General features: G+C 61.1%; 15 protein-coding genes. 7 read left to right on the forward strand and 8 right to left on the reverse strand.

Annotated elements, in window-relative coordinates; genetic code table 11:
* Positions 1 to 10: 10 nt before the first annotated feature.
* Positions 11 to 364, forward strand: coding sequence for a hypothetical protein (locus KI235_RS29980; RefSeq protein WP_003207001.1), 354 nt, complete (start codon positions 11 to 13; stop codon positions 362 to 364).
* Here the strand turns inward: KI235_RS29980 and KI235_RS29985 are convergent.
* Entirely contained in the window at positions 361 to 1,011 is a 651-nt protein-coding gene (locus tag KI235_RS29985; protein ID WP_212795407.1) for a DUF1826 domain-containing protein, read from the reverse strand. The two genes, KI235_RS29980 and KI235_RS29985, sit on opposite strands and share 4 nt — an antisense overlap.
* Positions 1,011 to 2,219 carry a zinc metallochaperone GTPase ZigA gene (zigA, locus tag KI235_RS29990; RefSeq protein WP_003207005.1) on the reverse strand — a complete coding sequence of 403 codons (1,209 nt, stop codon included), beginning with the start codon at positions 2,217 to 2,219 and terminating at the stop codon, positions 1,011 to 1,013. Before zigA ends, KI235_RS29985 begins: the two co-directional genes overlap by 1 nt.
* A gap of 143 nt (positions 2,220 to 2,362) precedes the next feature.
* On the opposite strand from zigA, the gene KI235_RS29995 reads away from it, so the two are divergent.
* The 5 genes from KI235_RS29995 to KI235_RS30015 all read left to right on the forward strand — a co-directional run bounded on the left by KI235_RS29995 (position 2,363) and on the right by KI235_RS30015 (position 6,185).
* Entirely contained in the window at positions 2,363 to 2,755 is a 393-nt protein-coding gene (locus tag KI235_RS29995) for a glutamine synthetase (RefSeq protein ID WP_080684748.1), read from the forward strand.
* A 116-nt stretch (positions 2,756 to 2,871) separates the two neighbouring features.
* Positions 2,872 to 3,768: a GTP cyclohydrolase FolE2 gene (gene folE2, locus KI235_RS30000; protein WP_003207007.1), complete on the forward strand. Its 897-nt coding sequence runs from the start codon at positions 2,872 to 2,874 to the stop codon at positions 3,766 to 3,768.
* Positions 3,765 to 4,433 (forward strand): ATP-binding cassette domain-containing protein, encoded by a 669-nt coding sequence (locus KI235_RS30005; RefSeq protein WP_003207009.1) that lies wholly within the window; start codon positions 3,765 to 3,767, stop codon positions 4,431 to 4,433. The genes folE2 and KI235_RS30005 overlap by 4 nt, the downstream gene beginning before the upstream one ends.
* A complete protein-coding gene (locus KI235_RS30010) occupies positions 4,433 to 5,299 on the forward strand; it encodes a metal ABC transporter permease (protein WP_003207012.1) in 867 nt (288 codons plus the stop codon). Before KI235_RS30005 ends, KI235_RS30010 begins: the two co-directional genes overlap by 1 nt.
* A 10-nt stretch (positions 5,300 to 5,309) precedes the next feature.
* Positions 5,310 to 6,185, forward strand: coding sequence for a metal ABC transporter substrate-binding protein (locus KI235_RS30015; RefSeq protein WP_003207014.1), 876 nt, complete (start codon positions 5,310 to 5,312; stop codon positions 6,183 to 6,185).
* 124 nt (positions 6,186 to 6,309) lie between these two features.
* Here the strand turns inward: KI235_RS30015 and KI235_RS30020 are convergent, their stop codons facing one another.
* A complete protein-coding gene (locus KI235_RS30020) occupies positions 6,310 to 6,831 on the reverse strand; it encodes a DUF3617 domain-containing protein (RefSeq protein WP_003207015.1) in 522 nt (173 codons plus the stop codon).
* 142 nt (positions 6,832 to 6,973) lie between these two features.
* Between KI235_RS30020 and cls the strand changes: the two genes are divergently transcribed.
* Positions 6,974 to 8,413: a cardiolipin synthase gene (gene cls / locus KI235_RS30025; RefSeq protein ID WP_028237758.1), complete on the forward strand. Its 1,440-nt coding sequence runs from the start codon at positions 6,974 to 6,976 to the stop codon at positions 8,411 to 8,413.
* Here cls and cfaB read toward each other — a convergent pair.
* The 5 genes from cfaB to KI235_RS30050 all read right to left on the reverse strand — a co-directional run bounded on the left by cfaB (position 8,410) and on the right by KI235_RS30050 (position 15,746).
* Entirely contained in the window at positions 8,410 to 9,597 is a 1,188-nt protein-coding gene (cfaB, locus tag KI235_RS30030) for a C17 cyclopropane fatty acid synthase CfaB (RefSeq protein WP_212795408.1), read from the reverse strand. The genes cls and cfaB overlap by 4 nt on opposite strands.
* A gap of 185 nt (positions 9,598 to 9,782) precedes the next feature.
* Entirely contained in the window at positions 9,783 to 11,702 is a 1,920-nt protein-coding gene (locus KI235_RS30035) for a heavy metal translocating P-type ATPase (RefSeq protein WP_027912853.1), read from the reverse strand.
* Positions 11,699 to 12,751, reverse strand: a complete 1,053-nt coding sequence (locus tag KI235_RS30040; RefSeq protein WP_027912854.1) for a protease modulator HflK — start codon at positions 12,749 to 12,751, stop codon at positions 11,699 to 11,701. Before KI235_RS30040 ends, KI235_RS30035 begins: the two co-directional genes overlap by 4 nt.
* Entirely contained in the window at positions 12,748 to 13,788 is a 1,041-nt protein-coding gene (locus KI235_RS30045; RefSeq protein WP_003207028.1) for a protease modulator HflC, read from the reverse strand. The genes KI235_RS30040 and KI235_RS30045 overlap by 4 nt, the downstream gene beginning before the upstream one ends.
* Positions 13,785 to 15,746, reverse strand: a complete 1,962-nt coding sequence (locus tag KI235_RS30050) for a protease modulator HflK (protein ID WP_212795409.1) — start codon at positions 15,744 to 15,746, stop codon at positions 13,785 to 13,787. Before KI235_RS30050 ends, KI235_RS30045 begins: the two co-directional genes overlap by 4 nt.
* Positions 15,747 to 15,907: the final 161 nt, after the last annotated feature.

Below are 15,907 nucleotides of genomic sequence, written 5' to 3' on the forward strand. Positions count from 1 at the left end.
GGAGGTGAATATGCGAATGATCGGTTGGTTGTTACTGGCACTGACTTCGAACCAGGCATTGGCCCAGGCTTGTGTGGTCCACAGCCAGGCGGAACGGCTGGATGTGAAAGTCTGCCAGCAGAACCGCAACATCCCGCAGAAGCTGTTTGCCGACGGTTTCTGCCAGCCAAACCTTGCCGGTCAGAAAGTCGAGGTGCAATACGTCGATCAATGCCCTGGCGGCGCGTTCGGCATCTGCAGCAACGCCCAAGTCGCCAATATGCCTTACCGCCAGGATATTCACTATTACGGCGTGGCGACCGATACCGCTTATCTGCAGCCATTTTGCGAAGGAAAAAGCCAGGGTACCTGGCTTAAGCCTTAAGCCAGCCAATCCAGCGTGAGAATCAGTCGACGCTCTCCCGGCGCGGGTTCCGGCGAGCGATGGATCAGGCCAAGGCCTTCGTTACCGTGCCATTTTTCGCCTTTAAGCAAACCCACATCACCGCAACGAAACTGCTGGATCACGCACGGATCACTGGGCTCAGCCTCAGGCTCGGCAAGTCGTCGACGGTCCATGACACCTTCCTCGAGCCACTGGCTGCCGACGCCTGCATAGGTGGTCAGCAACCGCACCGGCACGTGGTCGACGTGAAAGCGCGGGCACATCGCCTTGTCCAGCGTGCGCAGGCGCAGACCGACACGTTGGGCACCCAATAGGCAGGCAAATGCACTGACGAGCCAGGAGACATCGGCGATAAAGCCTTCATAGCCTTGCAGGTCGCTGAAACCTGCAGCCAGGCCTTGCAACGCCGGCTGCGTGTCATCGTCCGGCAACTCAAGCACACGTGATTCGGCCAGCGACTGGTCCATCGCCAGCACCATGGTCGCAAAATCGCTGATGTGTGCAGGAAGCCGGCGCTGCCAGACCGCCAGGTTAGTGCCGTCGTCCAGGATCTGCATGAATACTCCTGGCGTATCACCTTTGACCTGTCGTGCCTGCGCTGCCCTTTTCAGATTGGGCGCCAGCATCACGCCGCGACCTCTTCATGCCATGGACCGAACGGATCCGGCAACAGGCGCCAACTTTCAACACCGAGGGCCATTTCCGCGTCGGTGAGCAAGCAAGCGTCCAGTTCGGCGGTGAGCTGGCTGAAGTCGATGTCTTGACCAATGAAGACCAGCTCCTGGCGGCAATCGCCTGTGGCAGCAAGCCAGTTCTTCATGATCGCCGCTGTACTTTCCTCATCTTGCGGCCATTGGTTTTTCGGCACGAACCGCCACCAGCGCCCGGCGAAGCCATGCCGCATCAAGCCTCCGGCCTGGGACCAACTGCCCGCTTCCTCAGGTTTGCTGGCCAGCCAGAAGAAACCCTTGGAGCGCAGGAGTTTGCCATTAGGCCAGGGACGGTCGATGAAATTGAAGAAGCGCTCGGGATGAAACGGCCGGCGTGCTCGGTAGGCGGTCGAGGCGATGCCATATTCCTCGGTTTCTGGCACGTGCTCGCCACGCAGTTCCTGTAGCCAGCCAGGGGCCTGGGCGGCGCGTTCGAAGTCGAAAAGGCCCGTGTCGAGGATTCTGCCCAGCGGCACCTGCCCCATGACCATGGGGAGGATCTGCGCCTGGGCGTTGAGACGTTGCACAATTGCGATCAATTCTTCCCGATCATGCTGGCTGATCAGGTCAATTTTGCTGATCAGAATCACGTCGGCAAACTCGATCTGTTCGATCAGCAGGTCAGTGATCGAGCGTTCATCGTCCTCACCCAGGGTTTCACCCCGTGACGCAAGACTTTCAGCGGCCTGGTAATCCAGCAGGAAATTCACCCCATCGACCACCGTCACCATGGTGTCGAGCCGCGCAACATCGGCAAGGCTTCGACCTTCTTCGTCACGAAAAGTGAACGTTTCTGCCACTGGCAACGGTTCGGAGATGCCTGTGGATTCGATCAACAGATAATCGAAACGCCCTTCCCTGGCGAGTTGCCCGACTTCTTCGAGCAAGTCCTCGCGCAACGTGCAGCAGATGCAGCCGTTGCTCATTTCCACTAGCTTTTCTTCGGAACGACTCAGGGTGACATCTCGCTGGACTTCGCTGCCATCAATGTTGATCTCGCTCATATCGTTGACGATCACCGCAACCCGCAGATTGTCGCGATTACGCAAAACGTGGTTGAGCAGCGTACTTTTACCGGCACCGAGGAATCCGGAAAGCACGGTTACGGGAAGACGATTGGGCATCAGGTATATCCTCATCGGGCGGCCGCTTCGACTACGGCTCGTTTCCAGGTTTGGCTGGGGTCAGGGTCACGGTGTTTTATGTTATAGTATAACAACACAATTCAACCAGCCCCCGCCATCCCTCATTGGCCTGAGATCACTCCATGCGCAACCATCTGAAATTCGTATTAGCGAGCCTGTTGTTGCTGTGGGGGTTAAGCGCTTCGGCCCAAACCCCTCTCCTGGCGAACTGCACCCGTAGTGCAAATCTGCTGGCGTGCGTGGACATTCAGGGCAATGCCTACAGCGTCGCAACGGCGGGAAACACCATTTATTTACGAGGTTTTGAAACGGCCAGTCGTCGTTATTGGGCGCAAACCAATAGCCGTTACGGTCAGCTCACCTTCTTTACTGGTTTGGCATCGGATGGAGAAAGTTGGGTCGGATACAGCCGGCGTGTGGGCTGGACGACCCTCAATCGTTTCTCGAGTTCTGGTGGTAGTGCGGGTGCATTTGTATGCGGACGCATGAACGGTTGCCAGGATTCATCGCGCTGATGTTTCACGTGGAACGTAAACGTTTAGGGAGATGAAACTCCTTTCATGGAAAAGGTTTCTCTAAATTAGTTGTTATACTATAACATCTAATTCTGAACCTTCGATGGACCTTGACCATGAACGCGTTAACCCTGCCCGACATCGCAGCGCAGGCTTCACGTCAAACCCTGCCCCTTGATTGGGTGGGTATGTGCGGCATCGCAACACCGGTGTTGATTGACGGCCAACGTCTCAGTGCAATGGCCGACGCAGGTGTCAGCCTTGATGACGGTGAGGCGCGCGGCATTCACATGTCACGCTTATACCTGGCGCTAGAGCTGCTCGAAGAGACGACGCTTTCGCCGGCGTTATTGCGTCGAATCCTTCAGCAATTTCTCGATAGCCATGAAGGTTTGTCCCACGCGGCATCGCTCAGTGTGTATACCGATCTGCTGCTCAAGCGTCCGGCACTCATCAGCCCGCTTGAGGGTTGGAAACGCTACCCGGTGAGCATCGAAGCCCACTTGAAAAACGCAGTGTTCCACGTGGAACTGAAAATCCAGATTCCCTATTCCTCCACCTGCCCTTGTTCGGCCGCACTTGCCCGGCAATTGATCCAACAGCAATTCGTCGATGACTTCGCTAACAAGAAACTTGAGCACGCCGAGATCCTGGCCTGGCTAGGTTCATCGAATGGCATTGTCGCCACCCCTCATAGCCAACGCAGTACGGCGAGCCTGACCCTACACCTGAATGCCGATGCCGACGATTTACCGCTGCAGTCTTTCATCAACGAAGCCGAAGCAGCCCTCGGCACCGCTGTGCAAACCGCCGTCAAGCGCGCCGATGAACAGGCCTTCGCCCTGGCCAACGGCCAAAACCTGATGTTCTGCGAAGACGCTGCGCGGCGATTAAGCACGGTCCTGAGGCGGTCACCCGACATCGTTGCGTTGAATGTGCGCGTCGTTCACGCCGAAAGCCTGCACGCCCATGACGCCGTGGCGCAAAGCAGCTGGACGCGGGAGGCATCATGATCAACTGCCAAGCACTGCGCTGGGGCGCACCCGGACAACCCCTCACACCGCCGCTCGCGATGCAGCGATCGGCCGGCAGTCTTACCGCCATCATCGGTGCCAACGGCTCGGGCAAAAGTAGCCTATTGAAAGTGCTCGCGGGGCTGCAAAAACCGCTCTCCGGCAAAGTCACCTTGGATGTTCCACGCCGTGGTGGGGTTTCGTTCATGCCGCAGCAGCAACATCTGGATCGGCAATTTCCCATCAGTTTGCAAGAGTTGGTGGCCGCCGGTTCCTGGGGTAATCGACATACGCCAGCCATGCGAAGGCAGTTGCTCCAGACCGTACTGGCCGACTGGGCGCTGACCGGCCTCGAACATCGTCCGCTAATGGCGCTGTCTGGGGGCGAGCTGCAACGCGCCCTGCTCGCTCGCCTGAGCCTGGCCGAAGCGCCACTGCTGTTGCTCGACGAACCCCACGCCGCCCTCGACGAACAGGGCCAGGCGCTGCTGTGGAAACACCTCCATCACTGGCACGCCCAGGGCCGAACCGTCGTGGTGGTATGCCATGATCTGGCAGCGGTCCGCCAACATATCCCCCATACGCTGCTGATCAGCAACACCGGCTGCGTGCTGGGCCGCAGCGTCGACTTGATCGCTCAACAACCCCACACGTGGGTGGCCTGATGCTTGCGGCCACTCATCTCTGGCAACCGTTTCAAGAGTTTGTCTTCATGCGCAGGGCCTTGCTCGGCGGCCTGGTGCTGGCGTGCAGTACGGCACCGTTGGGCGTGTTCCTGATTCTTCGGCGCATGAGCTTGATTGGTGACGCCGTAGCGCACGGCATTCTGCCTGGCGCCGCCCTGGGTTTCTGGTTCGCCGGGCTGAGCCTGCCAGCCCTGACCATTGGCGGCCTGGGCGCGGGCCTGAGCATGGCCGGACTCGCCGCCTGGATTACCCGGCGCACCGGCCTACGGGAAGACGCCAGCCTCGCGGCGATTTATCCCATTTCCCTGGCGGCCGGCGTGTTGATCCTCGGCATGGCCGGTAAACGCCTGGACTTGCTTCACTTGCTGTTCGGCTCGGCGCTGGCGGTAGACGGCCCGACACTTACCGGCATGCTCTGGGTATCCGGTGCCAGCCTGTTGGCGATGGCGTTGATTTACCGACCGTTGCTGCTCGATACGCTGGACCCACTGTTCCTGCAAACCGTCAGTCGTCTCGGCCCGTTGGCCCATGGTGTGTTCCTGACCCTGGTGGTGTTGAACCTGGTGATTGGCTTCCAGGCCATCGGTGCGCTGATGGTGGTCGGCCTGATGATGTTGCCTGCCGCCGCATCGCGATTCTGGAGCCGTCGCCTGCCACTGCTGATGCTGATCGCGGCGCTGCTTGGCTGCCTCTCGGTGTGGCTTGGCCTGTTGCTGTCTTTCTATTACTCACTGCCCAGCGGGCCGTCCATCGTACTGGTGGCGGGCGCGTTGTATCTGTTGTCGGTGGTATTCGGTCCGGTGCACGGTTTGCTGCGCCGCCCGCCTTTGCTCACATCCCAATGAGGTGTTTCCGATGCGCGTTCTGCTCGTGCTATTCAGTCTGATGCTGTCCATGTCCCTGTCCGCCGCCGAAAAGCTCCAGGTGGTGACGAGCTTCAGCATCCTCGCCGACATGACCCGACAGGTCGGCGGTGAGCATATCCACATCACCAATATGGTCGGCCCGGACGCTGATGCACACACCTACGAACCCACGCCAGACGACGCCAAGGCACTGCTCAAGGCAAAACTGATCATCAAGAATGGACTGGGCTTCGAGCCATGGTTGGATCGCCTGGTGACCAGCACTGAAACCACTGCTCCGGTGATCAGCGCCAGCCGCGGCGTCATCCCCCGCTCACTGGATGAGGATGGCGAGACCATCCCCGACCCGCACGCATGGCACAACCTGGCGAATGCCGAGCTGTATGTCAGCAACATCACCAAGGCATTGGAAGCTGCCGACCCGGCCAACAAGGCCGATTACGAACGCAACAGCCAGGCGTACCTGAAGAAAATCTACGCCCTGCTCGCCGTAGCCAAGGCCAAGCTCGGTGCATTGCCACCAGGCAATCGCAAGATCGTGACCTCCCACGATGCATTCGGTTACCTGGGCCAAGCCTATGGCATCGAGTTCATGGCGCCCCAGGGTTTATCCACAGAGCGTGAACCGTCGGCAGCAGAAGTCGCGGCACTGATTACCCAGATCCGTCAGGCGAAGGTCAAAGCGGTGTTCATGGAAAACATCAAGGACGCACGCCTGCTCAAGCAGATCGCCGACGAGAGCGGCGCGCACATCGGCGGCACGCTGTATTCCGATGCACTCGCGGCCAGCGGACCGGCCAGCACCTTTACTGGTCTGTTCGAATACAACCTCAATACGTTGTATGAGGCGCTGAGTCGGCCTTGAGAGCATTTGTCGGAGCAAGGCTTGCTGCGATGAACGGTGACGCCCCTGGCGATGTACCGAGTTGTTTGCGTCGCGAGCAAGCTTTGCTCCCACAGATTCTCCAAACGATTACTTCATACCCGCTTCAAGCCCTCGGCTTGACCGTCCCGCAATCCTGCCCCAGCCACACCGCGCGAGTGTCGAGACTGCCGTTCTGCTGGATGCCGGTGGCATTGAACGTGCCGTTGACCTTGGTGGTGAATTCACGATCGCTCTGGAACGTCGCAACGCCATTACCCTGGGCTTTCGGGCAACTGAAGCGAAACTTCCACTGATTGCCGGTGCGCTCGGTGATCTGCTGCTTGCAACCCGATTGCGGGTCTTGCAGCGGAATGTCATTGGTTTGCACCTGCGCCGGGGTCAGGCAGACACGGATGCCTTTACCGCCCATGGTGATGCCCTGCTTTTCCAGCATCGCCCGTTGTTCCGGAGTCATCTGGTTCTGCACCTGGCCCAGGATCAGTTGCAGGTCTGGCAGGTTCTGGTTATCGACCTTCATGTTGCTGGTGGTCAGCTCCCACAAACCCGGCTGGAGCATCTGCGCCTGAGCCGCCATCGGAACCGACAACCCCATTGCCAAGGCCACACCCAGCAGACGAACATTCATTGCATAAACTCCAGAGGACAAGTGGCCGTTAGACGCCGCCCACAGGCTTCGGTTCAAGCCCGGGACAAGTGAATTAAATAGCGACATTCGCCATGGAACATGGTCTGTTAAGCATTGAAACTTCCGGAGCAAGAATGCCCCCATGGATTATTTCGGCCCGCATGTTTTCGGTTACCTGATCGCGCTGCTCCACACCCTGGGTTCCATTGCCGCCGTCCACGCCGTATTGACGGTGCGCACGGCCCAAGGCTCGATTGCCTGGGCCCTGTCGCTGCTGTTTATTCCCTACCTGACATTGATCCCTTACCTGGTTTTCGGGCGCAGCACTTTTGATGGCTACATCAAGGCGCGCCGACAAGCCAACGAAGAGATGCGCAAGGCGATCTCCGAGTTGAACTGGCGGCCGTGGGTCGAAGAGGCTTTGACCGCTCGCGCGTCCCAGGCCTACGACTCGCTGCGGGCCATGCCCAAGCTGGGGCGCACACCCTGCCTGGCGAACAATCAGGTGCGCTTGCTCGTCGATGGGCAGGCCACGTTCGAGGCAATCTTCCAGGCCATCGATAACGCGCGGCAGGCCGTGCTGATTCAATTTTTCATCATCCACGATGACCGCCTCGGCCTACGCCTGCAGACACTGCTCCTGAAAAAAGCCGCCGAAGGCGTGGCGGTGTATCTGCTTTATGACCGCATTGGTAGCCACTCCCTGCCCCACCGCTACGTCCAGGCGCTGCGCGACGGTGGTGTCCACGTGAAAGCCTTCGCCACCCGCAGCGGCTGGCTCAATCGGTTCCAGGTCAACTTTCGCAACCACCGCAAGATCGTGGCGGTGGATGGCGTTCTAGGCTTCGTTGGCGGACACAACGTGGGCGATGAGTACATGGGCGAAAAGCCGCCCCTGGCGCCGTGGCGCGACACTCATGTCGAAGTCTGCGGCCCGGTGGTGGGGAGTATGCAAGAGTCGTTTGCCGAGGACTGGTTCTGGGCGGCCCGTTCGCTGCCACCGCTGATCCTGCCAGACACCTACCCGGACGACGGTGTGCTCTGCCAATTGCTGACCAGCGGCCCGGCCGATGCCTACGAAACCTGTTCGCTGTTTTTCGTCGAGGCTATCCATGCGGCCAGCGAGCGAGTCTGGATCACAACGCCTTACTTCATCCCTGACGAAGCGGTGTTCGCCGCCTTGCGCCTGGCGGTGCTGCGCGGGGTGGATGTGCGCATCCTGCTGCCCTCGCGGCCGGACCACAAGATTGTCTATGCCGCGTCCAGCCTTTATGCGTTTGAAGCGGTGCGGGCCGGTGTGCGGATGTTCCGCTATACGCCGGGTTTCCTGCATCAGAAAGTGGTGCTGATCGACCGGGAAATCAGCGCAATCGGCAGTGCGAACCTGGACAACCGTTCGTTCCGCCTGAATTTCGAAGTCATGCTGCTCACGGTGGATATCCCTTTCGCCACCGAGGTCGAGCAGATGCTTGAGCAGGACTTCGCCCAAGCCGTGGAAATCGACAAACAGGAAAGCCGGGAGACCCACCGCCTGCAGAAGATCGGCATGCGGGTCGCCCGGCTCATTTCCCCGATTCTCTAAGGGGTGTAAATGTCGTCGCGGGTCCAGGGCAACTCATGGCTACCGTCGGCGTGGGCCTTCACCGCCAGGATCTGGTGCAGATTGATCCAGCCCTTGGCGAACGCGTAGGCACAGCCGGCCAGGTACAGACGCCAGATCCGCAACGCCTGTTCCGGCACTTCCTTCGCGGCGGCCTCGAGATTGTCCTCCAGGCGTTCACTCCAGTGATCGAGCGTGCGCGCGTAATGCAGGCGCAGGCTTTCCACGTCGACGATTTCCAGCCCCGCTTCGCTGATCTCGGCAGAGATCATCGACAGGTGCGGCAGCTCGCCGTTGGGGAATACATACTTCTCGATGAATTCACCGGCGCCGCGACCGACTGGACGACCGTCGGTGTGCTTGGCGGTGATGCCATGGTTCATCACCAACCCGCCCTCACGCACCGCGCCGAACAGCGTCTTGCAGTACTGCTCGAGGTTGGCGTGGCCAACATGCTCGAACATGCCAACGCTGACCACTTTGTCGAAACGACCGTCCTGGGGCAGGTCGCGGTAGTCCAGCAATTGCAACTCGACCAGATCCTCCAGGCCCTCTGCCTTGACCCGTTCCCTAGCCAGTGTCAGCTGCGCCTTGCTCAGGGTAATCCCGAAGACTTTGGCACCGAACTCGCGCGCAGCGTAACGGGCCAGGCCGCCCCACCCACATCCGACATCCAGCAGGTAGTCACCCGGCTGTAATCGCAGCTTGCGGCACAAGTGGCGGAATTTGGCTTGCTGGGCCTGTTCGAGGGTTTCACTGCCCGTCTCGAAATAGGCACAGGAATAGGCCATGTCACTGTCGAGCCACAGCTGATAGAACGCGTTGGAAAGATCGTAGTGATAGGAGATCGCCTTGGCGTCGGTTTCCTTGTCGTGGAGTGATCTAACCGGCGGGTTGTCGGCGTCATCCTTGACCAAGGCCTGGCTCCATTCATCGCAGACACGAATGACTTCGTGAATCGAACCTTCGAGTTCCAGTTTGCCTTCGACGAATGCCGCTCCTAGCGCATCCAGGCTGGGATGGGTGAATTGCGCGACCATTTGTGGGTCCTTGACCACGATCGTGACACTGGGGTCGTCACCCAGTGAAAACTCATGGCCATCCCAGAGCCGCAACCGAAGCGGTAGGTGCAGATTCTGTAAGGCCGGTGGAAGTTGCGCGAGCATGAAAAATCCCCCCTTGTTTCAGACGTCTGAAAATGAGGGTAGACCATCATAGAAAAATAGCAGGCTATCGAATTTATAGCCTTTTTCTATCACCGTCCCAAATTCACTCCTTGTGCCGGGTACTGCCAGTATGGGTGCGCCCTCTCCAACAGAGACTGCAAGGGTGACGCACAGTTCGCCAAGGGTTATCCAACGGCTCCCTTCGCTTGAATTTTCAGGAGTGGCTCCTGGAACCGCAGCAATCGCCCCGCATTACCTAACACTAGCAGGGTACTGAGATTATGCAGCAGCGCAGCGATCATCGCCCCTGCCGCGCCGAGCCAACCGAAGGCGGCAAAGGCGACGATTGCCAGCGTCCAGCCCAGGCCAATGATCACGTTGACCTGCAACGTGCGCCTGCATTGGCGGCTCAATCGCACGCAAGTGCCCAGGCGACGCAGATCGCTGCCGATCAGCACGATGTCTGCCGACGCCAGGGCGATATCTGCGCCGCCGGCGCCCATTGCAACGCCGACCACCCCGGCCTTGAGCGCCAGGGAATCGTTGATGCCATCGCCCACCACCATGGGGCGGAATCCATGGTCGATTTCGGCCATGACTCGCTTGAGTTTGTCTTCCGGTAGGGCCTGGGCTTGCAGGTCGCCGATGCCGACATCCCGGGCCAGGGTCGTGGCCACGCTCTGGCGGTCGCCGGTCAACAGCAACTGCCGCCCCAGGCCCAGCTCGCGCAGCTCGGCCATGGCCATCCGTGCCTCCGGCTTGACGCTGTCGGCCAACAACAGCCAGGCGAGGAACTGCCCGTCCAGGGCCAGGCCGGCAATCGGGCCGTCGTGCTCCGGGACCGCAGACGTTTGAATGCCCAGCTGTGCAAACAACTCCGGCCGGCCGAGCGCCGCTTCGCCCTGGGCGGTCATCGCGACCACCCCCAGGCCCTGGCGCTCATGGATGTCCGTCAGCGCCAGGCAGTCTTCCTGCTCCACCAACCCCGCCAACGCACGACTGACCGGATGGCTGCTGGCCGAACCGAGGCTGGCAGCCAAAGGTAGCAGCAACGATGAGGGAGCATCCTGGGCATATTCGATGGATTGCAGGCGCAGGACGCCGTAGGTCAGGGTGCCGGTCTTGTCGACAACCAACGACGTCAGGTCCGCCAGTTCTTCCAGGAAGGCCGAGCTGCGGATCAGGATCCCATGGCGCGCCGCCACCGCGATCCCGGCAATGGCGGTGGCCGGCGCCGACAGCACCAACGCACAAGGGCAAGCGGCGACCAATACTGCCAGCATCGCCTGGGCATCGTTGGTCACGAACCAGGTCACCGCCGCCAGCAACAACACCAGTACCAGGTAACTGCCGGCGTAGCGTTCCAGCAAGCGAGTGATGGGCGGCTTGGAGCGTTCGGCGTTTTGCATCAGGGCAATGACCTTGCCCAAGGTGGATTCTTCGCCGGTCCGGGTCACTTCCAGGCGCAGCAGACCATCCAGGTTGATCGCGCCACCAAAGACCTCAGTGCCGACCACAGCCTCCAACGGCACCGACTCACCCGTGATGGGCGCGGTGTCGAGGCTGGCTTGGCCGGACAACACACGACCATCGGCCGGCACCCGATCGCCCGCGCGCACCTCCACGACATCGCCAGGCTGGAGCGTCGCGTTGTCGACATCGATGATCGATCCGTCGGCCTGCACCTTGCGACCTTGGCTGCGGGTCAGTTGGCCAAGGGCATGGATCGCCTCCTGGGAGCCAATGACGCTGCGCTCTTCCAGCACATGCCCGAAGATCATGATGATCGGCAACAACGCCGCCGTCAGCAGATCGCCGGTGGCCCAGGCACCGAGCATCGCCAGGGCGATAAGTTGGTCGGTAATCCCGTGCAGGCTTGGGTAACGCAAGCTGTACCAGGCCGAACGCATCACCGGCACTGCCACCAACAGCGAGGCGAACCCCAACAGCAGTTGGCTGACACCGCTCTGCTCTGGCGACCAACCGCGCCATGCCAGGCCCAATGCGAGCAAGCCGAGGGCGAGCATCGCCAAGGTCAGTTGTCGGGCGGCGATGCGTTGTTCCGTCGAGGACAACATCGGTGCAGCGCTGGTTTGGGCGGTCATTGTCCGGCTCCCTGGATGATCAGGCGGGAATCGTCTTTCGGATCGACCGTGGTCACTGAACCGGCCTGGCGAAGGATGGTAGGCATGCGTTCGCGATACAGGCGCAGCAGCATTTGCGGATCGCTAACTTGGGTCTTCGCCAGGCCCAGCACCGTCGCCGTGTCGGCCGAAGCCTTGGCGAGCCGTTCGCTGGCCTGGGCATGGGCGACCTGCACGGCACGGTCGGCGTCTTGGCGGGCGGCCTGGGTGAGCTTTTCGGCTTCGGTGCGCGCGTTGGCCACGGCTTTATCGGCCTGCTGACTGGCCGTCAGCACCGCGTTGAAGGCACTCACCGCCGGCCCCGGCAGACTCGATTGCACATCGACCCGCACCACTTCGATACCCAACCCCTGCCCTGTCGCCGCCAGGTCAGCCAGGCGTCGGTTAAGCCCCTGCACCAGATCGCCACGCAAGCGTTCGCGGCGCTCGGCCGCCTGGTTGTCGCTACCCATCAGTTCGGGGCGAGCCACCAGAATGGTGTCCAGATCCCGGGCTGCAGTCAGGGCCACGGCACTGCGGGTCGCCAACCGGTCCAGTGCCGGCAGGACATGTTCACCTTGCAAGACGAAGGAATAAGGGTCGGTGACTTTGTAGAACACCCGCACATCCAGTTGCACCACGCCGGCATCACCGGTCAATAAATAACCAGAACCGGCCAGCGCATCGCTGACTGGCGTGGCGAAACTGGCGACACGATCGGCTTGCAGGGCCTCATCCGAACGCAGCAGATTTTCCACCCGCCGCTCAAGCACCCGATCCGCAGCGGGCAGCAAGACCACTTGTTCCACAGGACGAGGCCACGCCAACAAGAGGCCGGCATTCTGGATGCGATCCAAGGCACCAAAGTGCAGCACCACCGCACGATTCTGCGGATCGATCTGCCGCACGTTGGAAAAGACCCAGGCCAACGCCGCCAGCACCGTGACGGCGTAAAGCGCAAGAAATGCCAGGCGTCCGGCCTGGATCCACGGGCTGGATAACTCGTTTGTTCCACGTGGAACCAAACTCATGGTTGTGTTCCACCTTTGCCTTCCACGGAAACAGGACCGTCCACCAGAACACGAAATGGCGCCGCATCGGTGCGCAAAATCAGCTTCGTGCCTGGGCTGACAATGGTACCCAAGGTGTCCAACGAACGGAGCAGGTTGTAGAGCTGCGGGGAGCCGGCGTATGCCCGACCATAGATCTCAGCCGCTTCTACCCGCGACTGCGCTTCGATATCTGCGGCCTTCACTGTGGCATCGGCTTGCATGACTCGTGCATCACGTTCCGCGGCGGAGCGAATCTGCGCCGCTTCGCGCTTGCCGACGGCGGTGCGTTCGGTGGCGATGGTTTCACGCTCGGCGCGCATGCGATCCACCGTCGCCGTCAGTGTCACCGAGGGCAAGGTCAGGCGTTCGACACCGACTTGCAACACGCGCACGCCGTAAGTGGTGAGCAACTGTTGATCGATCTGCTGACGCAGCTGAGCTTCGAAATCGGCGATGCGCACCTGGCTGGCATCGGTATTGACCAGATTCGCCAGGTCAAAACTGGCGGCGGTGGTTTCCAGCGCCGAGCCGACGAAGGTGCGGATCTGCCGTGCGGCTTCGTCCGGTTGGTTCTGCACCGCGCGCATGAAACGCTGCACGTTTTCCGGATCACCTTGCACCTGCCACGCCACGTAGGCCTGGACGATGATCCGCAGCCCATCACGGGTGCCGACATCCTGCAAACCGCTGGAGGTGGTGCGTAACCGCAGGTCCACCGGAATCGCCGCCTCGAACGGCGCCGGCCAGCGCCAACTCAAGCCAGGTTGCAGCAGTACCCGCGCCGGATTACCGAAACGAGTGATGACCGTGGCCTCCCCCGAGCGCACTTGCACCAGGCTTGCGGCCGCAACGGCAAACGCCACCAGCAACGCCGCCCAACCCATCCGCCGCCACGGGAACGGACCGGCCTGTTGCGGATCGCCATGATGGTGGTGATGATGGCCATGGTGATGACCGGCATGGCCGTGATCGTGACCAGCGTGGTCGTGGTGATCGTGTGAAGAGGACTGGCTCAATGGGCAGCTCCTGGCGGGACAGGGTTACGCGGCGACGCGGGGTCTGCCGGCAGCGTGAAGGTACGCAAGTCGATGGTCGGCGCGTTGCCGCTGCCGCCCAGGCGATGGTCGAGAATCAGCAACCGGGCATTGGCCAGGCCCTGGCTGAGTTGGCTCAGGTAATGCTCCAGCACAAAAGCGTGCCCCGCCGTGGCGTAGGCTTTGCGGTCGGCATTGAAGCGCAGGTCGGCGGCCTGGGCAGTCGCGTTGATTTCCCGGGCGGTGGCCGTGGCTTGGTCATGGGCGACGCTGGCTTGCAATTGTGCCTGGTTGGTCTGTTCCGCCGCCGCGCCGCGCTCTCGGGCGATCAATGCCTGCGCGCCGATCTGCGCCGCCTGTACGCCGTGGTAGGCATTGGCCGCACCGGCCGGCGGATGAATCGCCTCCACCACCGTCGCCAGGATTTCCACACCGCTATCGAGCGATTGCAAATCAGCCTGGACGGCGCGACCGATTTCGTCGGCGAGGCTGATACGGTCCGCACCCAGCAAACCGTCCAGCGTGCGCGATGCAAATTCATGCACCAGGATGCGGCTGGCGGTGCTGCGGATCAGCGTCGGCACATCGGCGCTGTTGTAGGTCGCCGCCAATGCCGCGGCGTCCGTCAGGCCGATGCGATAGACAAAGCGCACGTCCATGTTGACGATCTGGAAGCTCTGCTGGTCGGCACGACGACTGGCAATGACCTGGGACTTGTCGTTCACATGGCTGGCGTCCCACAACCGATTGGCGATTGCCGGCGCCGGTCCCTCCGCCGGTTCAGCCTCGACCACTGCCCGACTCTCCGCGACGCTGGTCGCCAATTCATGCACAACGCCATTCTCGACGTTGAGCATCCTGCCCCACGGCCAAGGCAACGCGACATGCAAGCCAGGGCCGAACACCTCCACCGGTTTGCCAAAACGCTCATAGATGCCACGTCCCTGCAGCGGCACTTCGTGCACGCCCGTCAACAACCAGCCCACCAGCGACACCAGCGCCAACACCGGTAAAAAAGCCCGGCGCATGTAGCTGAAGGCCCAGATCTGCCGCAAGTCGATGCCAAAACGGTTGTGCAGTTCGTGCTGCAAGGCCAGCAACGGTTGCGGCGGCCAGCGCAGCAGATCGGCGATGACACTCCGGCCCAGCAGCGGCGGTTCCAGAGCGTTCCGGCGCGGGATGAACAACGACAACACGGCGCGCAGCAAAAACTCCGCCGCCACCACGCCCGGCAACAGCCCCATCAGCACCGCCAGGCGCAACGGCCAGATGGACGTTTCTGCGGCGAACAACAAGCACAAAGCGCCAAGCACCAGCACGATGATCGCCACCCGCGTCAGCTGCGCCAGCGTCGGCGCTTCCGGCCATTCCACGGGAGATTGCTGGGCCAACTGCCGCTCGAACACCAATAGCCCGAACGCCAACAACAACGACAACACCGCCCCCACACTGGCCGAGACACCGAGGGCGGCAGCCGGCAGTTGCAAGTTCCAGGCTTGCTCCAGGCCCAGCAATACCAGCACGGACCAACCGGCCAGCCACAACGCAGGCGCACCGATCTGTTTCAGCAGGCCGATCCCGCGAGCGCCAATTCGCTCCAGCAGCCGCTCATACCAACCCAGGTTATCAACAGGCTCGTTTTCCGCCGGCAGGTTATCCACAGCTGGCAGCAGCGCCTTGCTACGCCATTGCGTGACCCACCAGGCCGATTGCAAACCTGCCACCAGCACCAGCAGTCCCGCACCTTGGCTGACCAGCAGCGCCGGCCAAAGCGATTGCGGCGAAAATACCCCGATAAAAAACGCCAGTACCAGGCTCACGCCCGCCACGCTTCCCAGGGCGAAAGCAATCTGCTTCAAACGGCGCCCTTGAAACGACGCGCGCTGAAAACGTGGCCATTCGGCCACCTGTGCCCCCTCGACATCAAGATCGACTTGCATACCACCCCAGCACTCGTGGCGATCAAAATCCGGGCCCGTGGACAAACGCCACCGACGCTCCGTTATATGCCGTTACCTTATAACGATTCCTGTGAAATTTCCGTTTTGAATTCTTCATGACAAGGCCTGCGCCGACCTCTTGACTTAAGCCTTGACCGAAA

The sequence above is a fragment of the Pseudomonas sp. St386 genome, assembly GCF_018325865.1.
Lineage (GTDB): Bacteria > Pseudomonadota > Gammaproteobacteria > Pseudomonadales > Pseudomonadaceae > Aquipseudomonas > Aquipseudomonas brassicacearum.